Below are 23,313 nucleotides of genomic sequence, written 5' to 3'. Positions count from 1 at the left end.
TTACCTGGCGAAAGCAATCTATCCCACATTGTCAGACAACCTCTCGAGTCCGATGTCGACCGCCAGCCTACCGCCCGCACCCTCACCCGCTCTGGCCACCCGCATCACCCTGGGTACGGTGCTCTTCACCTTTATCGCCTACCTTACCATCGGCATTCCCCTGGCCGTGCTGCCGGGCTATGTGCACGACCAACTGGGTTTCAACTCCATCATCGCCGGCCTGGTGATCAGCAGTCAGTACCTGGCGACGCTGTTCTCGCGCTCCCATGCCGGACGCATCATCGACACGGTCGGCGCCAAGCAGTCGGTGCTCTACGGCATGCTCGGCTGCGGGCTCAGCGGCGTCCTGATGCTGGCGTCGGTGCTCCTGCAGGCCTGGCCCTGGGTCAGCCTCGCCGCCCTGTTGCTCGGCCGACTGGTGCTGGGCTGCGCCGAAAGCCTCTCGGGTACCGGCGCCATCTCCTGGGCGATCGGCCGGGTCGGCCCGGCCAACACCGCCAAGGTGATCTCCTGGAACGGCGTCGCCAGCTATGGCGCCCTGGCCATAGGCGCACCGCTGGGCGTGGTCCTGGTGGATACCCTGGGGTTGTGGATCATGGGCGTCAGCATCATCGGCCTGGCCGCCCTGGGCTATCGCATCGCCAAGCCCCGTCCGCCCATCGTCCCGGTCCGCGGCGAGCGCCTGCCCTTCACCACGGTGCTGGGCCGGGTCCTGCCCTTCGGGCTCGGCCTGGCGCTGGGCGGCATTGGCTTCGGCACCCTGGCGACCTTCATCACCCTCTATTACGCCAGTCAGGGCTGGAGCGGAGCGGCCCTGTGCCTGACCGTGTTCGGTTCCTTCTTCATCGGAGTGCGCCTGGTCTGTGCCAATGCCATCAATCGCCACGGCGGCTTTCGTGTCGCCATCGTCAGCCTGGCGGTGGAAGCCGTCGGCCTGGCCGTCCTCTGGCTGGCCCCCAGCGTGACCACCGCCCTGGTAGGCGCGGCCCTTACCGGCATCGGCTTCTCGCTGGTGTTCCCGGCGCTGGCCGTGGAAGCGGTGCAGCGGGTGCCGTCCTCCAACCGGGGCGCCGCCCTGGCCGGCTATTCGGTGTTCATCGACCTTTCCCTGGCGGTGACCGGTCCGCTGATCGGTGCCGTGGCCACCCATTTCGGCTATGCCGCGAGCTTTCTCTGCGCCGCGATGGCCGCGCTGGCAGGCCTGGCGCTCAGCGTTCGCCTCCTCTGCCGTTTCGACGAGTCCTCTCGAGAACAGCCATGACCACGACCGCCCCACCCGCCAGCTCCCTCGCCGTCACGCTGCGGATCGTTTCCATCGTCGTCTTCAGCTTTCTGCTGTTCCTGGCGATCGGCCTACCGCTGGCGATCCTGCCGGGGTATGTGCACGACGATCTCGGCTACGGTTCTGTCATCGCGGGACTGGCGATCAGCATCCAGTACCTCGCCACCCTCTTCACCCGGCCCCTGGCCGGCAAGCTGGCCGACAGCATCGGCGCCAAGCGTGGGGTGATCTACGGGCTGTTCGGCTGTGTCGCCTGTGGCGTGCTCACCCTGCTGGCCACGTCGCTGCAAAGCGTGCCTGGCCTGAGCCTGGGCCTGCTGATCGTCGGCAGGATCATCCTCGGTATGTCCCAGGCCATGATAGGCACCGGCTGCCTGAGCTGGGGCATGGGCAGCGTCGGCATGCAACACGTCAGCAAGGTGATCTCCTGGAATGGCATCGCCGCCTATGGCGCCCTGGCCCTGGGCGCGCCGCTGGGCGTGGCCATGGTCGCGGCTCTCGGCCTGTGGAGCCTGGGCGTGGCCATTGCCCTCCTGGGTGCCCTGGGCCTGGCCTTGGCCTGGAACAAGGAGCCGGCACCGGTGATTCCCGGTGAGCGACTGCCCTTTCACAAGGTGTTCTGGCGCATCAGCCCCTTCGGCCTCTGCCTGCTGCTGAGCTCCATCGGCTTTGGCGCCATCGCCACCTTCGTCACGCTCTACTACGCGAGCAATGGCTGGCCCAATGCCGCCTTCTGCCTGACCGCCTTTGGCGCCGCCTTCATCTGCGCGCGACTGCTGTTCGCCGGCACCATCAACAAGCTGGGTGGCTTTCGGGTCGCCCTGGCCTGTTTCACCGTCGAGACCCTGGGTCTGCTGCTGCTCTGGCTGGCGGTCACGCCGCAGATGGCACTGATCGGCGCGGCCATGGCCGGCTTCGGGCTGTCGCTGGTCTATCCGGCCCTGGGGGTGGAAGCCATCGTCAAGGTACCGCCCACCAATCGTAGTGCCGCGCTGGGCGCCTATTCGCTGTGCCTGGATCTGGCCCTGGGCATCACCGGCCCGCTGGCAGGAGCCATCGCCAACGGCTTCGGTTTCAGTGCCATCTTCCTCTTCGCCGGCCTCATGGCCCTGGCGGGTCTGGGTCTCAGCGCCCTGCTCTATCACAGGGCGCTGCGCGAACGCCCTGACCTGGCGCAGGCCTGACCGGCAGGTGAGAGCGGATCCGCGTCTACAGCGGACCGGGATCCGGAATCGGCGCCGGCGGCTTGGCTGGCTCGGTCAGGTTCTCGACGACTTCGTCGGGGATCTCGGTATCGATCTCCTCGTCAGCCATGTCGGAATCGTTCAGCGGTGCCTGATCGCCGCCCAGCCAGAGGGCGAGCGGAGAGGTGGTATCGGGCGCGGGAGATAGAGAAAGGATCATGCCATGGCTCCTGTGCCGGTCGGTCTCAGAGGTTAGTAGGTCGGCGGCGTCAGATGTTTCATCCGGACGCTTACCGCACGTCGCCCGACCGCCAAGCGGCATCGCCCCCTTGCCAGAGCCTTCGCGCGAATCAGCTGCCTGGACGGAGAGGCCCATCCTTAAAAAGATGAGTGCTGATCCGGGCCAATGGCCAGCAGCCTGGCCCGAGGCTGACTAGACTTCAGGGATTCCCCCACTCCGGACTGCCTGCCTATGGATACGCCGACCCGCTCCGCCAGCACCCCGAATCTGCTCGCCGTCGTGGCCGAGGACGAACTGCTGCTCCAGGCACTGGTCCGCGAGGTCCTCAAGCAGGAAGGCTTCCATGTGGAAACCTTCGGCACCGCCGATGCCGCCCTGCAGTTTCTGGAGCTGCACTGGCAGCAGGTCAATGTGGTGGTGTCCAACGTGCGGATGCCGGGCGTGATCGATGGCGTCCAGTTGGCCAGGATCGTCAGCGAGCGCTGGCCCGTGGTCCCCTTCGTGCTGATGTCCGGCTATGCCGGCCTGAGAAACGACATCCCGGCCGGGGTGCCCTTCCTGCACAAGCCCTGGACGCTTGATCAGCTGACCGAAGCGGTCTGGAAGGTGGTACCCCGGCCTGGCACCCCCGGTCCGACCGCCCGCTAGTCCAGCGACACCCGGCCGCCGCCTGCCCCGTACAAAGGACCTCGCAGCTATGACACAATAGGCGGCATGTCGGGCGCCGCCCGCCTTTACCGCAGCCCAGCCAGGCCGCCGCGCATCGTCGCGACCCCTCGACCCTGCCCGCTGGAGCTCTGCCCATCCGATCGAAACGCCCTGCCCAAGCCGCCCGCCGGTTCGGGCTGCTGGCGAGCTCCGGTCTGAAACCCCTACAGGTACCCCCCTTGATCTCCACCGCTAACATCACCATGCAGTTTGGCGCCAAGCCGCTGTTCGAGAACGTATCCGTCAAATTCGGCAACGGCCATCGCTACGGCCTGATCGGCGCCAACGGCTGCGGCAAGTCCACCTTCATGAAGATTCTCGGCGGTGACCTGGAACCCACTGGCGGCCAAGTGATGCTCGAGCCCAACGTGCGACTGGGCAAGCTGCGCCAGGACCAGTTCGCCTACGAAGATTGCACGGTCATCGATACCGTGATCATGGGCCACGCCGAGCTGGCCAAGGTCAAGGCCGAGCGCGACCGCATCTATTCCCTCCCGGAAATGAGCGAAGACGACGGCATGGCCGTGGCCGAGCTGGAGGTCCAGTTCGCCGAATACGACGGCTACACCGCCGAAGCCCGTGCCGGCGAACTGCTGCTGGGCCTGGGCATCCCCCAGGACCAGCACTTCGGCCCCATGAGCGCCGTCGCCCCCGGCTGGAAGCTGCGCGTGCTGCTGGCCCAGGCGCTCTTCTCCGATCCGGAACTGCTGCTGCTCGACGAACCGACCAACCACCTGGACATCAACACCATCCGCTGGCTGGAAGGCATCCTGGTCGCCCGCAACAGCACCATGATCATCATTTCCCACGATCGCCACTTCCTGAACAGCGTCTGCACCCACATGGCCGACCTGGATTACGGCGAACTGCGCCTGTTTCCCGGCAACTACGACGAGTACATGACCGCGGCCACCCAGGCCCGCGAGCGCCTGCTGTCGGACAACGCCAAGAAGAAGGCCCAGATCGCCGAGCTGCAGCAGTTCGTCAGCCGCTTCTCGGCCAACGCCTCCAAGGCCAAGCAGGCCACCAGCCGGGCGCGTCAGATCGACAAGATCCAGCTGGACGAGGTCAAGCCGTCCAGCCGCGTCAGCCCCTTCATCCGCTTCGAGCAGTACAAGAAGCTGCACCGCCAGGCGGTGACCCTGGAAAACGTCACCCAGGGCTTCGACGGCACCCCGCTGTTCAAGCGTCTCGGCCTGCAGATCGAAGCCGGCGAGCGGGTCGCCATCATCGGCCCCAACGGGATCGGCAAGACCACCCTGCTGCGCACCCTGGTGGGCGAGATGGCGCCGCAGAGCGGCGAGGTGAAGTGGACCGACAGCGCGGACGTGGGCTACTTCGCCCAGGACCACGCCGAGGACTTCGCCGACGACGTCACCCTGTTCGACTGGATGGGTCAGTGGACCCAGGGCGGCGAACAGATGGTGCGCGGCACCCTGGGTCGCATGCTGTTCTCCAGCGACGACATCCAGAAGTCGGTCAAGGTCATCTCCGGTGGCGAACAGGGTCGCATGCTGTTCGGCAAGCTGATCCTGAAGAAGCCCAACGTGCTGGTGATGGACGAACCCACCAACCACCTGGACATGGAATCCATCGAGGCGCTGAACCTGGCGCTGGAAAACTATCCGGGCACCCTGATCTTCGTCAGCCACGACCGCGAATTCGTCTCTTCGCTGGCCACCCGCATCCTCGACATGAGCGAGTCCGGGGTGGTGGATTTCAGCGGCAGCTACGACGACTACCTGCGCAGCCAAGGCATCAACGGCTGACCCAGGGTTCGTGTAGTGGGTCGCGACGCCCACTACACGAACAAAATAGAGGGTGCCCTAAGCAGTTACCCTAGGTATCATTTCGCACCGAAACGGGTACTCGACCAGGATCGCCGCGATCATCACCTATCGTTTGCGCCAGGAGACCAGGGGTCTCCTGCCACGTCTCGTAACACGTAGCGCCCCCTTCCGGCACGCTCGACGGGTTCCCTGTCGCATCCTGATCTCCCCGCCTGGTACCGGCCTCTGCCGGTTCGCCAGGACCCTTGCTCCCCACTCAATAAATCAGAACATTGCCGGACGGCCGCTGTCGCAACTGACTGCCATGCCCTACCGGTTGCTCGCCCCTGCCCGGCCGTTCGCGGTCGGCCCGGGGTTGCCCAACTCGAGAGCGGGCTCCGACGCCCGCTCTCCCTCAGGTGTAAAGCGAGACACTGTCTCAGGAGTACGATGAATGCACAGTGGTAACGAAGAGTCGGATTTCGTTTTCGTCGGCGCGGGAATCATGAGCGCGACCCTGGCGGTCATGCTCAAGGAACTGGAGCCCACGAGCACCGTCGAGGTGCTCGAACTGCTCGACGTAGGCGCGGCGGAGAGTTCCAACCCCTGGAACAACGCCGGAACCGGCCATGCGGCCCTCTGCGAGCTGAACTACACGCCGGAAAAGGCGGACGGCAGCATCGACATCACCAAGGCCCTCAGCATCAACGGCATGTTCGAGGCCTCCAAGCAGTTCTGGTCCTACCTGGTCGAGGAAGGCCACTTCGGCTCGCCGCGCGCCTTCATCAGCCCGGTGCCGCACATGTCCTTCGTCCATGGCGCCAAGGACATGGCCTTCCTGCGCAAGCGCTACGAGGCCCTCAAGGACCACGCCTGCTTCGACGGCATGGAGTATTCCGAGGATCACGCCAAACTGCGCGAGTGGATGCCCCTGGTGATGGAAGGCCGGCCGGCCACCGAAGCCGTGGCCGCGACCCATGTGGCCGGCGGTACCGACGTCAACTTCGGCGCCCTGACCATGAGCCTGCTGGGTCACCTGCAGACCCGTCCCGGCACCCAGGTCCGCTACAACCAGAAGGTGGTGGACCTGACCCGCGAGGCCGACCAGCGCTGGCGCCTGACCATCGAGGACAGCCGCTCCGGTGCCACCCGCACCCTGATCGCCAAGTTCGTCTTCCTCGGCGCCGGTGGCGCGGCCCTGCCGCTGCTGCAGAAGTCCGGCATCCCCGAGGGCGCCGGCTACGGTGGCTTCCCGGTGAGTGGCCAGTGGCTGCGCTGCGACGATCCGCACATCGTCGAACGGCACCAGGCCAAGGTCTACGGCCTGGCCGGCGTCAACTCGCCGCCGATGTCGGTCCCGCACCTGGATACCCGGGTGGTGGATGGCAAGAAGTCCTTGCTGTTCGGCCCCTTCGCCGGCTTCACCACCAAGTTCCTCAAGCGCGGCTCCTTCCTCGACCTGCCCAAGTCGATCAAGTCGGGCAACATCGGCCCCATGCTCGCCGTGGCGCGGGACAATATGCCGCTGACCCGCTACCTGGTCGGCCAGGTGCTGCAATCCTTCGACCAGCGCGTCGAGGAACTGCGGGCCTTCTACCCGGCCGTGCGCAAGCAGGACTGGCGCCTGGAAGTGGCGGGCCAGCGGGTGCAGATCATCAAGAAGGACCCGCAGAAAGGCGGCGTGCTGCAATTCGGCACCGAGATCGTCGCCTCCGGCGACGGCACCATCGCCGCGCTGCTGGGCGCCTCCCCGGGTGCCTCTACCTCGGTGTCCATCATGCTGACCCTGGTCGAGCGCTGCTTCCCCAGCCGCTTCCAGAGCGAAGACTGGCAGGCCAAGCTGCGCACCATGTTCCCGGCCTTCGGTCACAAGCTGGCGGAAGAGCCCGAACTGCTGCGCGAAGTGCGCGAGCGCACCACCCGCGTGCTGCAACTCGACCAGCCGGCCTGACCCCATCTGGATGGCCCTCTGGTGGGCCATCCCTGCTCCTGGCCTCCCCACCCCGGCAAAACCGCCCCCTCTCCCCCAGGGAGAGGGTTGGGGTGAGGGGCTATCGCCTTCAGATGCCTACCTAATCCCCCAGCGCCGCGCCCTCCCGCCGCGGATCGGCACCGCCCTGCCAACCTGAGCCCATTCGGCGAATCACCTGGATGCCACTGGTCATCTCGTCTTCGCGCACCTGGTGCCCACGCTGCTCCAGCGCCTGGCGCAAGGCCGGGGTAGTCTCGCCGCGCTCCAGTTCGGTGGGGCCGTTACGGCTGCCGAAATTGGGCAGGCCCGCGGCCGCCTGGGGATCCAGCTGCCAATCCAGCAAGCCGACCAGGGTCTTGACCACATAGCCGGCGATCTGCGAGCCACCCGGCGAACCCAGGGCGGCCACCAGGGCGCCGCTGTCGCGATCGAACACCAGGGTGGGCGACATTGTCGAGCGCGGCCGCTTGCCCGGCTCCACCCGGTTGGCCACCGGCAGGCCCTTCTCCCGTGGCACGAAGGAAAAGTCCGTCAGCTGATTGTTGAGCATGAAGCCCTTCACCATCAGGTGGGAGCCGAAGTAGCTCTCCACCGTGGTGGTCATGGACAGGGCACCGCCCCAGGCATCCGCCGCCACCACCTGGGAGGTGGAGATGCGCAGCGGCGAGCGATCCGGCGCCCAGGCCAGGGTCGGGCCGGGCGGAACCCCCGGCGCGGCCTTGCCCAGGCTACGCTCACCCACCTGCTGCGCACGACTGGCCAGATACCCGGGATCAAGCAGCCCCTTGACGTTGACCGGCACCCGCTCCGGATCGGCTACGTACTGGGCGCGATCGGCATAGGCCAGGCGCTCGGCCTCGGCGATCAGGTGCACGGCTTCGGGGCGCGGTTCCTGGCCCGCCGGCAGCGCGGTCGGCACCGGCCGCAGTGGCGCCAAGGCCCAGGCCGGATCGCGGGCTTCCAGGGCCTGGAGAATGCCCAGGGTCTGGGCCACGGTGATGCCGCCGGCGGGCGGTGGCATGCCGCAGACGCGCCAGCGCTGGTAGTCGGTGCACAGCGGCGTGCGCGTCCTGGCGCGATAACCGGCCAGGTCCTGAAGACTCAGGCTGCCGGGATTGGGGCTCTCCTGCACGGCCCTGGCGATGGCCTGGGCCAGGTCGCCGCGATAGAGCGCCCCGGCGCCCTCCCGGGCGATCAGCGCCAGGGTAGCGGCCAATTCCGGATTGCGCAGCCGGGTGCCTACCGGCTTCACCTGCCCCTGGGCATCCAGGTAGAGCCCGGCCATACCCGGTGACTGCTTGAGGAAGGGGTCGTGGAGCAGCTGGTTATGCAGCCGCGGCGACAACGGGAAACCCTCCCGGGCCAGGCGGATGGCCGGCTCGAACAGCACCTGCCAGGCCAGCTTGCCGTGGTCGCGATGCGCCAGCTCCAGGGCGCGCAGCACCCCGGGCACCCCGACCGAACGACCGCCGATCCGTGCCTCTTCGAAGGCCATGGGGCTGCCATCCGGGTGCAGGAAGAGCCTTTCCGTGGCCCCGGCGGGCGCGGTCTCGCGACCGTCGTAGGCCTGGACCTTGCGGCCGTCCCAATAGAGCAGGAAGGCGCCGCCGCCAATCCCGGAAGATTGCGGCTCGACCAGGGTCAGGACCGCCTGCATGGCGATGGCAGCGTCGATGGCCGAGCCGCCCTGGCGCAGGATCTCCCGGCCGGCCTCGGCGGCCAGGGGATTGGCCGCGGCCGCCATCTGCCGGGTGGCTGCGCTGGCCGTCAGCCCGGAGCGGTAACCGGAACCGGCCTCGGGGGCCGTGGGCAGGGAGGTCTCGCGACCCTGGCTACAGGCGGCCAGGGTCAGGGAGAGGAAAAGGGGCGTGAGGATCGACAGAGGGGTTCGCAACGGGGGGCTCCTGGGCAACGGGGGCTTTCGCCCGCCAAGCCTAGCCCATCACCTGCCCCGCTGCCGCCTGTCCGACCTCAGAGCGGCAGGTGACGGTGCAGAAAGCCGCCGCAGAGCACATCCAGCCAGAGCAGCTGGTGCAGGGCGACGATGGCGAAGAACACCAGCCGAAAGCTCAGCTTGACGGTCTTGTGGCGAAAGCGCTGCTGGGCGATCAGGGCGCCCGGCCAGCCGCCGAGCAATTCGCCCAGGTGCAGCATGCGTTCCGGCACGCGCCAGCCTTTGTCGCGGGCGCGCTGCTTGTCGTGCTTGTAGAGCAGGTAGGTGGTCACGCTGGCCACCAGATAGAGCGGCATCGGCCATAGCACCCCGCGGCCGAAGGCCAGCGACAGCATGCCCACCAGGGGCAGGATGAAGACGGCGATCTGCAGCAGCGCCAGCATGTCCTGGCGGGCGATGGCGGCGCGCTGCTGGTAGGGCGTCAGCGGCCCTGCCCGCTTGGCGGCCTTGGGGGAAGCATTCTGCCCAGACGCACGAGCCGGCTTGCGCCGGCTCTGCTGTTCCTTCTCGGGTTTCACCCGGCCGCCTTGGCCGCGTGCCAGTCGATCCAGCCGAATTGCCAGGTGGCCAGGATCAGCAGTCCGAAGACGATGCGGTACCAGCCGAAGACCTCGTAGCTGTGGTTGCCGATGAACTTCAGCAGGGCCTTGACCGCCAGCATGGCGAAGAGGAAGGAGGTGACGAAGCCGACCCCGAACACCAGGACGTCGCTGGCGGTGAACAGGTGACGGTACTTGTACACGGAATAGACCGTCGCCCCGACCATGGTCGGCATGGCCAGGAAGAAGGAGAACTCGGTGGCCGCCTTGCGCGACAGGCCGAACAGCAGGCCGCCGATGATGGTGGAACCGGAACGCGAGGTGCCCGGGATCATCGCCAGGCACTGGGCGCAGCCGACCTTGAGGGCGTCGTGCCAGCGCATGTCGTCCACCTCTTCCACGCGGATGCGATGGGTACGCTTTTCCGCCCAGATCATGATCACGCCGCCGATCACCAGGGCGAAGGCCACGGTGATGGGGTTGAACAGGTATTCGTGGATCAGGTCACCGAGGATCACGCCCAGCACCGCGGCGGGCAGGAAGGCGATGATCAGGTTGCCGGTGAACCGCTGTGCATAGGACTTGCGCGGCAGATCGGTGACGATCTCGAAGACCTTGAAGCGGTATTCCCAGACCACAGCCAGGATGGCCGCCAGCTGGATGATGATATTGAAGGCGATGGCCCTTTCCCCCCCGAATCCGATCAGATCGGCAACGACGATCTGGTGGCCGGTACTGGAAATGGGCAGAAACTCGGTGATGCCCTCGACGATCCCCAGAATCAGCGCCTGCAAGGCACTCCATAGGTCCATGGTATTACTCCATCCAAGTGAAACATTTGCAGGTAGCCGGAGCTGCAGGCTCCGGCGGCAACGGGGTTCGAACCGTGACGCTCCGCAGGGCATGGCCCTTCGCGGTACCCAAGACAGCACGTGCTGAAGTCAGCGCCCGGCACCTTACCAGAGCGAGACCGGTTGAAGAGACCGATAGACGGCCATTAGGTGCCGTACAATGACGAATTCAATCTTTCCGGATGTGAAGCATGTCGTTTCTGGAGTCGCTCACCACCCTGCTGGGCATGTCGCCCGTGGAGCTGCTGGCCGCCGTTCTCGGGGTGATCGCCGTCTGGCTGACGGTGCGCCAGAACATCTGGGCCTGGCCCATCGGCCTGGTGATGGTGGTGCTCTACGCCTGGATCTTCCTGGACGTGAAGCTCTATTCGGACATGCTGCTGCAGTGCATCTATGCGGTGCTGCAACTCTATGGCTGGTGGCAATGGCTCAGGGGTGGCCAGCAGCACCAGGGCCGCGAGGTCACTTCGCTGGCGGCGAAACCCCTGCTGGCCGGTCTGGCCGTCGGCGCCCTGGGTAGCCTGGCGCTCGGCTATCTCATGGGCACCCATACCGATGCCGCCCTGCCCTGGCTGGACGCCGCGCTCACCGGTTTCAGTCTGGTCGCCCAGTTCTGGATGGCGCAGAAGCGCCTGCAGTGCTGGGTGCTGTGGTTCGTGCTGGACGTGATCTATGTGGGCCTCTTCTATTACAAGGGCCTCTATCCCACCGCGATCCTCTATGCGGTCTTTGTCGGCCTGGCGGCCTATGGCTGGCTCGACTGGCGTCGCGCCCTGGCGACTGCGCGATGAAGGTGGTGGTACTGACCGGCCCTGAATCGAGTGGCAAGTCCTGGCTGACGCAGGTGCTGAGCGAGAGGCTCGGCGGTGTGCGGGTCGACGAGTACGTCCGCAAATACTGCGAGCGGCACGGCACCGACACCACCCTGGCGGATGTGGAGCTCATCGCCCGCGAGCAAGTGCGCCGGGAAGACCAGGCGCGCGCCGCCGCGCCGTCCCTGCTGCTGCTGGACACCCACCTGCTGAGCAATCTGCTGTGGAGTCGGCTGCTGTTTGGCGCCGCACCGGCCTGGCTGGAGCCGGCGCTGCTGGCCCGCCGCTACGATCTGCACCTGCTGCTCGACCCCCGCGACGTCGCCTGGCAGGACGACGGTCAGCGCTGCCAGCCGGAACTGACCGAGCGGCTGGCCTTCTTCGCCCACTGCCGCGACTGGCTGCAGGCCCATGGCCAGCCAGTGCTGGAAATCGCCGGCGACTGGCCCGAGCGGCAAAGGGCCGCGCTGGCCGCGGTAAGCCGATTGCTGCACGAGCCCTGACCCGCCGGTAGAATGACGTCCTACACCGGAGAACGCCATGCACGACGACGATGCCTCTTTCGCCGACTTCACCCGCGGGATCCGTCCGCTCAAGCAGGATCGCGCCGACACCGGCAAACCGCGCGCCGACCTGGGCCAGATCGCCCAGCGCCGGGCCGATGCGACCAGGACCTCGACCACGACCCGGGTGGATGGCCTGAGCGATGCCTTCGTCATCGATGTGGGCGCCGAAGACGAACTCTACTGGGGCCGCGACGGTGTCCAGGACACCCAGCTGCGCCGCCTCAAGGGTGGCCAGATCCCCTTCGAGGGCAGTCTGGACCTGCACGGCATGACCGTGGAGAAGGCCCGGGAAACCCTCTGGGACTTTCTCGCCGAGGCCACCCGCCTGGAAATCCGCTGCGTGCGCATCACCCATGGCAAGGCCGCGCGCCTCGACGGGCGCCGTCCGCTGATCAAGAGCCACGTCAACACCTGGCTGCGCCAGCACCCCCAGGTGCTGGGCTTCACCTCCTGCCTGCCCCGCCACGGCGGTACCGGCTCGCTTTATGTCTTGCTCAAGCGCACCATGCTCGAAGGTCGCGACGAGTGACTCCGCGACTCGGATGACGTCTCATCCGAGCGCCAACCTCCTTATCGACAAACAGGAACCCAAATGTCTCTCGAACAGCACTACTCCTCGATCCTGACCGGACTCGGCGAAGACATCGGCCGGGAGGGGCTGGTGGACACGCCCAAGCGCGCGGCCAAGGCCATGCAGTACCTCTGCCGGGGCTACAACCAGACGCTGGAAGAGGTGGTGGGCGAGGCGCTCTTCACGTCCGACAACAGCGAGATGGTGCTGGTCAAGAACATCGAGCTGTACTCCCTGTGCGAGCACCACATGCTGCCCTTCATCGGCAAGGCCCATGTCGCCTACATGCCCAAGGGCAAGGTGCTCGGCCTGTCCAAGGTGGCACGCATCGTCGACATGTACGCCCGTAGGCTGCAGATCCAGGAAAACATGACCCGGCAGATCGCCGAGGCCATTGAGCAGGTCACCGGTGCCGCCGGGGTCGCGGTGGTCATCGAGGCGCAGCACATGTGCATGATGATGCGCGGCGTGGAAAAGCAGAATTCCTCCATGGTCACCTCGGTGATGCTCGGCCAGTTCCGCGCCAGCGACGCCACCCGCGCCGAATTCCTCAGCCTGATCAATCGCTGAGTCGGCTGCGACGTCCGCTGCCCTGGAGGGTCGAAGCCTCGAACCTCCAGGAGACCTGCACGCCATGCCGGACGTCCACAGCCTCACCCTGCTCAGGGCCCAGCCCGAACGCTCCCAGGCGCTGGGCGCCCATCTGCTCGATCTCGCCGCCGTGGCGGTGACCGATGCAGGGTGCCTGGACTACCGGGTATTCCAGGGCAGCGAGGATGGCGACCTCTGGGTGATCCAGGCTCGCTGGGCCTCGGTCGCCGCCCAGGACGATCACTTCAACCAGCCCCATACCCTCGCCTTCCTCGACGAGTTGCCCAAGCTGGCGGACGAGGTGGACCTGTATCCGCTGGAGCCGAAAGGGCCGACGGCCGAGCTTTGACGAGGGTCTGGCAAGGTTGTGCTAAATCGTAGGTTGGGTTGAGACGGCGCTATCGTCGAAGCCCAACAAAAGCGCCGCGGAGGCAATATCCGTTGGGCTTCGCTGCGCTCAACCCAACCTACGGTGCCCGTGGCAGGATCGCAGGTTGGGTTGAGACGGCTTTATCGTCGAAGCCCAACAAAAGCGCCGCGGAGCAACATCCGTTGGGCTTCGCTGTGCTCAACCCAACCTACGGTGCCCGTGGCAGGATCGTAGGCTGGGTTGAGACGGTTCTATCGCCGAAGCCCAACAAAAGTCGTAGGGTGGACAACGGCGCAGCCTTGTCCGCGAACGGGTACCGCGGGAGGTGCAGGGAGAACGCTGAGGTCAGGATCGACGCCGTTATCGCGGCCATGGGCCGCTCCTACAGGTGTTCGATGCGCCTGTAGGAGCGGCCGCATCGGCGGACCGCCATGGCCGCGATTGGGGGCCACTCAATACTCGGACAGCGCAAAGCTTGTCAGGGCGAAGGTGGGGATGCCGGCGGCTTCCAGGCGCTTGGAGCCGCCCAGCTCGGGCAGGTCGACGATGGCGGCGGCCTCGTGGACCTCGGCGCCCAGGCGGCGGATCAGGTTGCCGGCGGCCACCAGGGTGCCGCCGGTGGCGATGAGGTCGTCGACCAGCAGCACCGAATCACCGGCGCCGACGCTGTCCTTGTGCACCTCGATCACCGAATCGCCGTATTCGGTGCTGTAGACCTCGGTCAGCAATTCGGCCGGCAGCTTGCCCTGCTTGCGAAACAGCACCAGCGGCTTGCCCAGCTCATAGGCCAGGATCGGGCCGATGAGGAATCCGCGGGCATCCAGCGCCCCGACATGGGTGAAGGACGCCGAACGATAGCGCTCCAGCAACTCCGCCATGACGGCGCGCAGGCCTTCGGGCGACTGGAACAGCGGCGTGATGTCCCGAAAGATCACCCCCGGCTTGGGAAAATCGGGCACGGCGCGGATGAGGGATTTCAGGGCGGATTCGGAAAAGGACATGGCAGAGACTCTCGGGCGCCGGGCGCCTGGTTGAACACGATTGCACAGTATACCGGGGGCTGCCGGGCCGGGGCCAACCTGCTGTCCCCTGATGCTGAATCGATTCATGTAGTGACTTCCGTTGACAGCTACCAGCGAAGCGGACATTCTCGCTTTGGCGCAAACGTTTGCGCGACCACAAGAACCATAAGAATTCGGAGATTCCCCTATGCTGGCCTTTCGCCCTGCCCGCCTGCTGGCGGCTATCGCTCTCACCTCCGCTTCGCTGATCCTGCCGCTCGCCGCCAGTCATGCCACGGCCGCCGAAAAGCCCAAGGTCGCGCTGGTCATGAAGTCCCTGGCCAACGAATTCTTCCTGACCATGGAAGACGGCGCCAAGACCTACCAGAAAGACCATTCCGCCGATTTCGACCTGATCTCCAACGGAATCAAGGACGAGACCGACACCTCCAGCCAGATCCGTATCGTCGAGCAGATGATCGTGTCCAAGGTCGACGCCCTGGTCATCGCCCCGGCCGACTCCAAGGCCCTGGTTCCGGTGCTGAAGAAGGCCAGCGACGCCGGCATCAAGGTGGTCAACATCGACAACCGCCTGGATCCCGAGGTGCTCAAGTCCAAGTCCCTGGACATCCCCTTCGTCGGTCCCGACAACCGCAAGGGCGCGCGCCTGGTGGGCGAGTACCTGGCCAAGCAGCTCAAGCAGGGTGACCAGGTCGGCATCATCGAGGGCGTCTCCACCACCACCAACGCCCAGCAGCGCACCGCAGGCTTCAAGGACGCCATGGAAGCGGCCGGCATGAAGATCGTCGGCGTGCAGTCCGGCAACTGGGAAATCGACAAGGGCAATGCCGTCGCCGCGGCCATGCTCAACGAATACCCCGACCTGAAGGCCCTGCTGGCCGGCAACGACAGCATGGCGCTGGGCGCCGTCTCCGCCGTGCGCGCAGCCGGCAAGAAAGGCCAGGTGCAGATCGTCGGCTACGACAACATCAAGGCCATCCACCCGATGCTCAAGGACGGTCGCGTCCTTGCCACCGCCGACCAGTTCGCCGCCAAGCAGGCCGTGTTCGGGATCGAAGCCGCGCTCAAGCTGGTCAAGGGCGAGCCCACCGGTGCCAAGGACGGCGTGATCGAGACCCCGGTCGAACTCGTCACCCAGCCCTGATCCGAGGAGAGCCCCCATGTCGTCCGAGGTCATCCTCAGCGCCCGTGGCATCGGCAAGACCTATGCACAGCCGGTACTCGGCGGCGTGGACCTGGAATTGCGCGCCGGCCAGGTGCTGGCGCTCACCGGAGAAAACGGCGCCGGCAAGAGCACCCTGTCCAAGATCCTCTGTGGCCTGGTGCAACCCACCACCGGCGAGCTGAGCTTTCTCGGCCGACCCTATGCCCCGGGCAGCCGCCGCGAGGCGGAAGCCCAGGGGGTGCGGATGGTCATGCAGGAGCTCAATCTGCTGCCCACCCTCACCGTGGCGGAAAATCTCTTTCTCGACCGCCTGCCCCGACGGCTGGGCTGGATCGACCGCCGCCAGCTGCGCGAACAGGCGCGGCTGGCCATGGCCCAGGTCGGCCTGGAGTCCATCGATCCGGATACCCCCATCGCCGAACTGGGCGTGGGGCACCAGCAGATGGTGGAAATCGCCCGCAACCTGATCGGCGATTGCCGGGTGCTGATCCTCGACGAGCCCACCGCCATGCTCACCTCGCGCGAGGTGGAGCTGCTGTTCGAGCAGATCGAGCGGCTGCGTGCCCGGGGCGTGGCGCTGGTCTACATCTCCCATCGCCTGGAAGAACTCAAGCGCATCGCCCAGCAACTGGTGGTGCTGCGCGATGGCCGCCTGGTGGCCAATGCACCCATGGCGGAGTACGGCACCGACCAGATCGTCAGCCTCATGGTCGGCCGCGATCTCGGCGAGCACCTGGACATGGGCGAGCGCCGGTTCGGGCCGCCGCTGCTGGAGGTCAAGGGCCTGTCGCGCGCCGACAAGGTCCAGGACGTCTCCTTCAGCGTCCGCGCCGGGGAGATCTATGGCATTTCCGGATTGATCGGCGCCGGACGGACCGAGCTGCTGCGGCTGATCTTTGGTGCCGATCGCGCCGACTCCGGCGCGGTGCACCTGGCGGGCAAACCGGTCGACCTGGCCTCGCCGGCCAAGGTGGTACGCCAGGGCATCGCCCTGATCACCGAGGACCGCAAGGGCGAAGGCCTGCTGCTCAGCCAGCCGATCAGCGCCAACCTGGCCCTCGGCAACATGGCCAAGGTCGCCCAGCAGGGCCTGGTCAGCAGCACCCGAGAAGCGGCCCTGGCCGAGCGCCATATCAAGGGCATGCGCATCCGCTGCAACGATGGCACCCAGCCGGTGGGCGAACTTTCCGGGGGTAATCAGCAGAAGGTGGTCATCGGCCGCTGGCTCGAACGCGACTGCCAGGTGCTGCTGTTCGACGAACCCACGCGCGGCATCGACGTCGGCGCCAAGTTCGAGATCTACGGCCTGCTGGCCGAACTCACCCGCCAGGGCAAGGCCCTGGTCGTGGTCTCCAGCGACCTGCGCGAGCTGATGCTGATCTGCGATCGCATCGGCGTGATCTCCGCCGGCCGCCTGGAAGCCACCTTCGAACGCCATGATTGGGATCAGGAGCGGCTGCTGGCCGCCGCCTTCGCCGGCTATCGCTCCCGCGAAGCCCTGCTGGAAGAACCTGTCCCGCCGCAACCCCTTTCTCAGGAAGCCATTCGATGAGCAGTCTTCCCGTCACCTCCTCCCGGCGCGCCTTCGGCCTGGGCCTGGGCACCTACGTCGGCCTGGCCGCCGCCCTGCTGGCCATGATCGTGCTGTTCTCCCTCATGAGCAGTCACTTTCTCTCCTATGCCACCTTCACCACCCTCGCCAACCAGATCCCCGATCTGATGGTGCTGGCGACCGGGATGACCTTCATCCTGATCATCGGCGGCATCGACCTCTCGGTGGGTTCGGTGGTGGCCCTGGCCGCCGCCGTGGTCAGCGTCGCCACCCTGGAATGGGGCTGGGGCATCCTGCCCGCCGCCGCCCTGGGCATGCTCTGCGCCGCCCTGACCGGCACCCTCACCGGCAGCGTGACCGTGGCCTGGCGCATTCCCTCCTTCATCGTCTCCCTGGGCGTGCTGGAGATGGCCCGCGGCGCGGCCTATCAGCTGACCGATTCGCGCACCGCCTACATCGGCGATGCCTATGCCTGGCTGTCGACGCCCTTCGCCTTCGGCATCTCGCCCTCCTTCGTGATCGCCCTGCTGGTGATCGTGGTCGCCCAGCTGCTGCTGACCCGCTCGGTGCTCGGGCGCTACCTGATCGCCATCGGCACCAACGAGGAAGCGGTGCGCCTGGCCGGCATCAATCCCAAGCCCTACAAGGTCATCGTCTTCGCCCTCATGGGCCTGCTGGCGGGCCTCGCCGCACTGTTCCAGATCTCCCGCCTGGAAGCCGCCGATCCCAATGCCGGCGTCGGCCTGGAGCTGCAGGTGATCGCCGCCGTGGTGATCGGCGGGACCAGCCTCATGGGCGGTCGCGGCTCGGTCATCAGCACCTTCTTCGGCGTGCTGATCATCTCGGTGCTGGCCGCGGGCCTGGCCCAGATCGGCGCCAGCGAGCCGACCAAGCGCATCATCACCGGCGCGGTCATCGTGGTCGCCGTGATCCTCGATACCTACCGCAGCCAGCGCGCCAAGAGCAAGGGCTGATGGCGACCATCAAGGATGTCGCCGCCCGTGCCGGCATCTCCTACACCACCGTCTCCCATGTGGTGAACAACAGCCGCCCGGTCAGTCCGGGCGTGCGGGAAAAGGTCGAGGCGGCCATCGCCGAACTGGGCTATGTGCCCAGCGGCGTGGCGCGCTCCCTGCGCAGTCGCGCCACCGGCACCTTCGGCGTGCTGGTGCCCAATGCGGTCAACCCCTACTTCGCCGAGCTGGCGCGGGGGATCGAGGATCACTGCGAACGCCAGGGCTACAGCGTCATCCTCTGCAATTCCGATGACGACGCCGACAAGCAGCTGCGCTATCTGCGGGTGCTCAAGGAGCGCCGGATCGACGGTCTGGTGGTCGCCACCGTGGACGGCGATCCGCGCTTCGCCCGCGCCCTCGCCGGCCTGCGCATCCCGCTGGTGCTGGCCGACCGCCCGCTGGATGGCGTCCAGGCCGCGCATATCCGCATCGATCACCACCAGGGTGGCCTGCTCGCCACCCGCCACCTGCTGCAACTCGGTCATCGGCGCATCGCCTGCATCGGCGGCCCGGCCGACTCTCCCGTCGCCAGCGAGCGCATCACCGGCTACCAGCAGGCCCTGGCGGAGGCCGGTATCGCCCCTGGCGCCATCCAGCGCTGCCCCTTCACCGCCGCCGCCGGCCATGCTGCGGCCCGCGAATTGCTGGCCCGGACGGAGCGCCCCACCGCGATCTTCGCCGGCAATGACACCATCGCCCTGGGCGTGCTGCGCGCCGCCGCCGAACGGGGCCTGAGCGTCCCCGGCCAGCTGTCCGTAGTGGGCTTCGACGACATCGAACTCAGCCGCTATCTCTACCCGGCCCTGACCACCATCGGCCAGTCGATCCGTGACCTCGGCGAACGCGCCGCCCAGCTGCTGCTGGCGCGCCGCGAGACGGTCGGCAGCCCTTCCACCCACGACATCGCCGTACCCCGGCTGGTGCTGCGCGAATCCACCGCGGCGCCCTCTGCTCTGGAGACCTCCCATGCACCCTGACGTCGTCGTCATCGGCAGCCTGAACATGGACCTGGTGGTGCGCACCCCGCGCCTGCCCAAGGGCGGCGAGACCCTCGCCGGCCATACCTTCACCACCGCCCCCGGCGGCAAGGGTGCCAATCAGGCCGTGGCGGCCGCGCGCCTGGGCGCCCGGGTCGCCATGATCGGCTGCGTCGGCGCCGATCCCTATGGCGACTTCCTCACCCGCAGCCTGCTCCAGGAGGGCATCGACTGCCAGGGCGTCTCGGTGGCCGCCGAGGTGCCCACCGGTATCGCCTCCATCCTGGTGGACGACCAGGGCCAGAACGCCATCGTCATCGTCGCCGGTGGCAACGGCGAACTGTCCGCCACCCATCTGCAGGCCCAGGAACATGTGCTCGACCAGGCCAAGCTGGTGATCGCCCAGCTGGAAGTCCCGCTGGCCACCGTGGGCGCCGCCCTCGCCCGCGCCCATGCGCTGGGCAAGACGGTGATCCTCAATCCGGCGCCGGCCACCGGACCGTTGCCGGCCGAGTGGTACGCCCATATCGACTACTTGGTGCCCAACGAAAGCGAGGCCAGCCTGCTGACCGGCCTGCCGGTGGACACGCTGGAGCAGGCCGAAGCCGCGGCGCGCCAGCTGGTCGCCGCCGGCGCCCGCCAGGTGCTGCTGACCCTGGGCGGCCAGGGCCTGCTGCAGGTCTCCGCCGACGGCTGCCAGCACCACCCGGCCACGCCGGTCAAGGCGGTGGACACCACCGCCGCCGGAGACACCTTCCTAGGCGGCTTCGCTGCCGGCCTGGCGGAGGGGCTGAGCGTCTCGGCGGCCATCGCCCTCGGCCAGCAGGCCGCCGCCATCGCCGTCACCCGCCCGGGCGCCCAGCCCTCCATCCCCACCCGCCAGGAGCTCGCCCGGTGAAGAAGACCGCTCTGCTCAACATCGCCCTGTCCCAGGCCGTCGCCAGTCTCGGCCACGGCGACCTGGTGGTCATCGGTGACGCCGGCATGCCGGTGCCGCCGGGCACGCCCCTGGTCGATCTGGCCGTGACCCCGGGCGTCCCGGATTTCCTCAGTGTGGTGCAGGCGCTGCTCAGCGAGATGCAGGTGGAAAGTCACCTGCTCGCCGAGGAAACCCTCGAGGTCCAGCCCCCGGCCCTGGCCGAACTGGAGCGTCTCAACGCCGACGGCGCCCTGGGCAGCCGCCGCCTGGTTTCCCATGACGAGATGAAGACGCTGTGTCGCCAGGCGCGGGTGCAGATCCGTACCGGCGAGTGCCAGCCCTACACCAACCTGATCCTGGTGGCCGGCGTCACCTTCTAGCCGGCGGCCCTGCCCAGCAGCTGCCGGGTCGCCTGCAGGTCCAGCGGCCGGGCGAACAGATAGCCCTGGGCATGGCGGGCGCCCATGTCCTTGAGCAGTTGCAGTGCCTGGGCGTCCTCGACGCCCTCGGCGACCACATCCAGGCCCAGCGACTCGGCCATGCGCACGATGGCGCGGACGATGGCGACACTGCGCGTGCTGTCGCCCAGGCGCAGTACAAAGGATTTGTCGATCTTGAGGCCGCGAAAGCGGTATTCGTGGACATAGCCCAGCGACGAGAAGCCCGCGCCGAAATCGTCCAGCACCACCGAGACCCCGTGGCGATCCAGGGCCTCCATGGCCGCCTTGGCACGCTCGGGCTCGGCGACCAGGGCCCCTTCGGTCAATTCCAGGCAGATCCGTGACGGCGCCACACCGTACGCGGCGAGGATGCTCAGCACCTCGTCGGCGAATTCCGGCTGCACGATGCTGTAGCTGGAGCAGTTGACGTGCACCACCGGCCAATGAGCCTGGGCGGGCTCGGCCAGGGTGGCGGCGATGCGCGTCAGCATGTAGGTATCCAGCCGTCCGATCAGGCGCAGGCCTTCCAGCTCGGGGAGAAAGGCCCCCGGCGCCAGCACGCTGCCATCGGGCTGTCGCCAGCGGATCAGCGCCTCCAGCGCCGCCACGCGACCGGTGCCGACCTCGATGATCGGCTGGAAGAAGGGCTCCAGTTCGTTGCCGTTCTTCAGCGCCTTGCGCAGCGCGCCTTCGCGCACCACCTGGTCGGACACCACCTGGCGCAGTTCCTGGTTGAACACCGCGAAGTTGTCGCGGCCGCCCTGCTTGACCCGGTACATGGCCGTGTCGGCATCGCGCAGCAGGTCATCCGGCTGGCGATGCAAACTGGGATCGGCCACCACGATGCCGATGCTGCAGGAGGCGAACAGACTGTGGTCGTCAATCACCAGCGGGCGATCGAAGGCGTCGATGATGCGCTGGGCGATGGCCACCGGTGAATCGAGGCCGCCACCGGGCACCAGGATGGCGAATTCGTCACCCCCCAGCCGCGCCAGCAGGTCGGTCTCCCGCAGGCAGCCAGACAGCCGCTCCCCCGCCGCCACCAGCAGCAGATCGCCGAAGGGATGGCCGAACTGGTCGTTGATGCGCTTGAACCTGTCCAGGTCGAGAAACATCACCGCCAGGCCGGCGCCGTCGCGCTCCAGCGCCGTCCAGAGTTCGCCCAGGCGCTGCTGCAAGAAGCTGCGATTGGGCAGCCGGGTCAGGGCATCGTGATTGTTCTCGTACAGCAGTCGGGCATTGGCCGCATCCAGGGCCCGGGTGCGCTCCTGCACCCTGACCTCCAGGGCCTGGCGCGACTGCTGGATGGCTTCCGCAGCGCTGCGCCGGGACAAGGCGGTATCGATGTGGCGCGAGACGAAGGTCAGCAGCTCCTGGTCGCGCTGGCTGTAACGGACGTCTTCGCGATAGCTCTGCACCGCCAGTACGCCGCGGACCTGCTTGCCGTCATAGAGCGGGATGCCCAGCCAGGAACAGGCTTCCGGGGTGCCCTCGACCGGGGTGATCTCGCCGCGCTCGATGAGCAGGCGGGCCTTGTGCCGATCGATGATGCAGGGCCGCCGTTGGCGGATGGTGTATTCGGTATAGCCGCGGCTGCCGCGCCGAGCGACAGGGGCCGCGGTACGGCGCTCATCGGCGAAATAGGGAAAGCTCACCTCGCCCGAGGCGTCGTCGTAGAGGGCGATGTAGAAGTTGTGGGCATAGAGCAACTCGCCGACGACGCGGTGCAGCCCCCCCAGCAATTCCGGCATGTCGGTGCTGGCGCTGGACAGCTCGGCGATACGGAACAGCGCCGCCTGCAACTGCTCGGCGCGTTCGCGCTCGGCGATCTGCTCGCGCAGCCGGGCGTTGACCTCCGACAGCTCCTGGGTGCGCTGGCCCACGGTGGCTTCCAGATCCTCGCGCCGGAGGATGCGGTCCAGGGCCATGGCGACGTCACGGGCGATGACCTGGAACAGTGCCTGGTCCTCAGGGCCGTAACGGCGCTCGCGGTCGTAGACCTGCAGACTGAGCACGCCGAAGGTGCGATCGGCGCCATCCTTGAGCGGGATGCCCATCCAGAATTCGGGCACGCTGCCCTGGCAGTAATAGGGTCCGTTGGCCTGGGCGGCCTCCATGGCCTCCTTGGGCAGCAGCAGCGGCTCGCCGTGCATCAGCACGAAGGCGGTCAGGCTCGGCTGCTCGCGGTCCAGCGGCTCGAAGGAACCCGGCGCTGGCGGGCTCTCGTCGCGCTGATCGAAGTAATAGGGATAGTGGATCCGGTCGGCGTCGGGATCGAGCAGTGCCAGGCAGAGATTCTCCGCATCGATCAGGGTCACCAGCAACTCATGGGTGCGCTGCATGAACAGCTGGCGATCCAGGGTCGAACTGGCCAGGTAAGTGATGTCGTAGAGCACCTGCTGGATGGCCTGGGCCCGCTGCAACTGCAGGCGCTGCAGTACGAAGCCGAATCTCAGGGCCAGGGCGGCGAAATCGGTATGGCCATCGGGACGGGCGAGCAACCAGCCCAGCGGGGTCGGGCCACTGCCGGTGGGATAGCAGCGGAGCGAGGTCTGGGCGGACAGTAGCGCCAGTTCCTCGTCGTCGAGCAATTCCGGCCAGCCACCGGCGTCATTTCCGGTGGCCATGCAAGACCAGTGGCCACGGCGCTGGTACCAGGCCCAGTCAGCGCCCGCAGCCGACGCCCGCAGTTGCGCGATGATCTCGTCCGGCTCCAGCCCCGGCACATTCGGATCCGGCCAGCGTGTCTCCGGCGGCCTGACCGGGCCTACGCCTGGCAGCTGTTCCTCAGCCCCTTTCATGCTGACTCCTT

The 23,313-nt window shown here is 67.2% G+C and carries 22 protein-coding genes; 16 read left to right on the top strand and 6 right to left on the bottom strand.

The genetic code is table 11. The features are described 5' to 3' along the window. The first annotated feature begins 52 nt into the window (after positions 1-52). On the top strand, positions 53-1,261 hold the full coding sequence (locus CFE50_RS05655) for an MFS transporter (protein WP_286731932.1): 1,209 nt from the start codon (positions 53-55) through the stop codon (positions 1,259-1,261). Further along, a complete protein-coding gene (locus CFE50_RS05650) occupies positions 1,258-2,466 on the top strand; it encodes an MFS transporter (protein WP_286731930.1) in 1,209 nt (402 codons plus the stop codon). The genes CFE50_RS05655 and CFE50_RS05650 overlap by 4 nt, the downstream gene beginning before the upstream one ends. A gap of 25 nt (positions 2,467-2,491) precedes the next feature. Here the strand turns inward: CFE50_RS05650 and CFE50_RS05645 are convergent, their stop codons facing one another. After that, positions 2,492-2,686: a hypothetical protein gene (locus tag CFE50_RS05645; RefSeq protein ID WP_007158427.1), complete on the bottom strand. Its 195-nt coding sequence runs from the start codon at positions 2,684-2,686 to the stop codon at positions 2,492-2,494. Positions 2,687-2,938: 252 nt separating this feature from the next. On the opposite strand from CFE50_RS05645, the gene CFE50_RS05640 reads away from it, so the two are divergent. The 3 genes from CFE50_RS05640 to mqo all read left to right on the top strand — a co-directional run bounded on the left by CFE50_RS05640 (position 2,939) and on the right by mqo (position 7,135). Then, positions 2,939-3,355 carry a response regulator gene (locus CFE50_RS05640; RefSeq protein ID WP_286731928.1) on the top strand — a complete coding sequence of 139 codons (417 nt, stop codon included), beginning with the start codon at positions 2,939-2,941 and terminating at the stop codon, positions 3,353-3,355. 239 nt (positions 3,356-3,594) lie between these two features. Next, a complete protein-coding gene (locus CFE50_RS05635; protein WP_074582462.1) occupies positions 3,595-5,184 on the top strand; it encodes an ABC-F family ATPase in 1,590 nt (529 codons plus the stop codon). Between the two features lie 454 nt (positions 5,185-5,638). Next, entirely contained in the window at positions 5,639-7,135 is a 1,497-nt protein-coding gene (gene mqo / locus CFE50_RS05630) for a malate dehydrogenase (quinone) (protein WP_286731926.1), read from the top strand. 121 nt (positions 7,136-7,256) lie between these two features. On the opposite strand, the gene CFE50_RS05625 is transcribed toward mqo, so the two are convergent. The 3 genes from CFE50_RS05625 to CFE50_RS05615 all read right to left on the bottom strand — a co-directional run bounded on the left by CFE50_RS05625 (position 7,257) and on the right by CFE50_RS05615 (position 10,461). After that, positions 7,257-9,050, bottom strand: coding sequence for a gamma-glutamyltransferase family protein (locus tag CFE50_RS05625; RefSeq protein WP_502694678.1), 1,794 nt, complete (start codon positions 9,048-9,050; stop codon positions 7,257-7,259). A gap of 77 nt (positions 9,051-9,127) precedes the next feature. After that, entirely contained in the window at positions 9,128-9,628 is a 501-nt protein-coding gene (locus tag CFE50_RS05620; protein WP_286731925.1) for a DUF1294 domain-containing protein, read from the bottom strand. After that, positions 9,625-10,461: an undecaprenyl-diphosphate phosphatase gene (locus CFE50_RS05615; protein WP_027599468.1), complete on the bottom strand. Its 837-nt coding sequence runs from the start codon at positions 10,459-10,461 to the stop codon at positions 9,625-9,627. Before CFE50_RS05615 ends, CFE50_RS05620 begins: the two co-directional genes overlap by 4 nt. A 266-nt stretch (positions 10,462-10,727) precedes the next feature. Between CFE50_RS05615 and pnuC the strand changes: the two genes are divergently transcribed. The 5 genes from pnuC to CFE50_RS05590 all read left to right on the top strand — a co-directional run bounded on the left by pnuC (position 10,728) and on the right by CFE50_RS05590 (position 13,389). After that, the gene (gene pnuC / locus CFE50_RS05610) at positions 10,728-11,291 is read left to right on the top strand and encodes a nicotinamide riboside transporter PnuC (protein WP_027602227.1); all 564 of its coding nucleotides are present in this window, start codon (positions 10,728-10,730) and stop codon (positions 11,289-11,291) included. After that, positions 11,288-11,815 carry an AAA family ATPase gene (locus CFE50_RS05605; RefSeq protein ID WP_286731923.1) on the top strand — a complete coding sequence of 176 codons (528 nt, stop codon included), beginning with the start codon at positions 11,288-11,290 and terminating at the stop codon, positions 11,813-11,815. The genes pnuC and CFE50_RS05605 overlap by 4 nt, the downstream gene beginning before the upstream one ends. A gap of 37 nt (positions 11,816-11,852) precedes the next feature. Beyond that, positions 11,853-12,407, top strand: a complete 555-nt coding sequence (locus CFE50_RS05600; protein ID WP_286731921.1) for a Smr/MutS family protein — start codon at positions 11,853-11,855, stop codon at positions 12,405-12,407. A 63-nt stretch (positions 12,408-12,470) separates the two neighbouring features. Then, on the top strand, positions 12,471-13,019 hold the full coding sequence (gene folE / locus CFE50_RS05595) for a GTP cyclohydrolase I FolE (protein WP_241810073.1): 549 nt from the start codon (positions 12,471-12,473) through the stop codon (positions 13,017-13,019). 64 nt (positions 13,020-13,083) lie between these two features. Next, positions 13,084-13,389: a putative quinol monooxygenase gene (locus CFE50_RS05590; RefSeq protein WP_007158438.1), complete on the top strand. Its 306-nt coding sequence runs from the start codon at positions 13,084-13,086 to the stop codon at positions 13,387-13,389. A gap of 473 nt (positions 13,390-13,862) precedes the next feature. On the opposite strand, the gene CFE50_RS05585 is transcribed toward CFE50_RS05590, so the two are convergent. Beyond that, on the bottom strand, positions 13,863-14,411 hold the full coding sequence (locus CFE50_RS05585; RefSeq protein ID WP_017640536.1) for an adenine phosphoribosyltransferase: 549 nt from the start codon (positions 14,409-14,411) through the stop codon (positions 13,863-13,865). Between the two features lie 208 nt (positions 14,412-14,619). On the opposite strand from CFE50_RS05585, the gene CFE50_RS05580 reads away from it, so the two are divergent. Genes CFE50_RS05580 through rbsD form a run of 6 tightly spaced genes read left to right on the top strand, consistent with a single transcriptional unit; the run spans position 14,620 to position 20,441 of the window. Next, the gene (locus CFE50_RS05580; protein ID WP_007158440.1) at positions 14,620-15,576 is read left to right on the top strand and encodes a sugar ABC transporter substrate-binding protein; all 957 of its coding nucleotides are present in this window, start codon (positions 14,620-14,622) and stop codon (positions 15,574-15,576) included. 16 nt (positions 15,577-15,592) lie between these two features. Then, positions 15,593-17,149, top strand: coding sequence for a sugar ABC transporter ATP-binding protein (locus CFE50_RS05575; RefSeq protein WP_286731919.1), 1,557 nt, complete (start codon positions 15,593-15,595; stop codon positions 17,147-17,149). After that, complete coding sequence (locus CFE50_RS05570; RefSeq protein ID WP_007158442.1) at positions 17,146-18,123, top strand: ABC transporter permease; 978 nt, start codon at positions 17,146-17,148, stop codon at positions 18,121-18,123. Before CFE50_RS05575 ends, CFE50_RS05570 begins: the two co-directional genes overlap by 4 nt. Beyond that, complete coding sequence (locus tag CFE50_RS05565) at positions 18,123-19,142, top strand: LacI family DNA-binding transcriptional regulator (RefSeq protein ID WP_286731918.1); 1,020 nt, start codon at positions 18,123-18,125, stop codon at positions 19,140-19,142. The genes CFE50_RS05570 and CFE50_RS05565 overlap by 1 nt, the downstream gene beginning before the upstream one ends. Beyond that, entirely contained in the window at positions 19,132-20,040 is a 909-nt protein-coding gene (gene rbsK / locus CFE50_RS05560; protein ID WP_286731917.1) for a ribokinase, read from the top strand. The genes CFE50_RS05565 and rbsK overlap by 11 nt, the downstream gene beginning before the upstream one ends. After that, on the top strand, positions 20,037-20,441 hold the full coding sequence (gene rbsD / locus CFE50_RS05555; RefSeq protein WP_027599478.1) for a D-ribose pyranase: 405 nt from the start codon (positions 20,037-20,039) through the stop codon (positions 20,439-20,441). The genes rbsK and rbsD overlap by 4 nt, the downstream gene beginning before the upstream one ends. On the opposite strand, the gene CFE50_RS05550 is transcribed toward rbsD, so the two are convergent. Then, a complete protein-coding gene (locus CFE50_RS05550; protein ID WP_244950562.1) occupies positions 20,438-23,302 on the bottom strand; it encodes a sensor domain-containing phosphodiesterase in 2,865 nt (954 codons plus the stop codon). The genes rbsD and CFE50_RS05550 overlap by 4 nt on opposite strands. Positions 23,303-23,313 lie beyond the last annotated feature (11 nt).

The organism is Pseudomonas sp. PGPPP4 (assembly GCF_002256045.1).
Lineage (GTDB): Bacteria > Pseudomonadota > Gammaproteobacteria > Pseudomonadales > Pseudomonadaceae > Chryseomonas > Chryseomonas oryzihabitans.
Note: the sequence above shows the minus strand (reverse complement) of the source record. Positions and strands in the feature narration are given on the sequence as shown.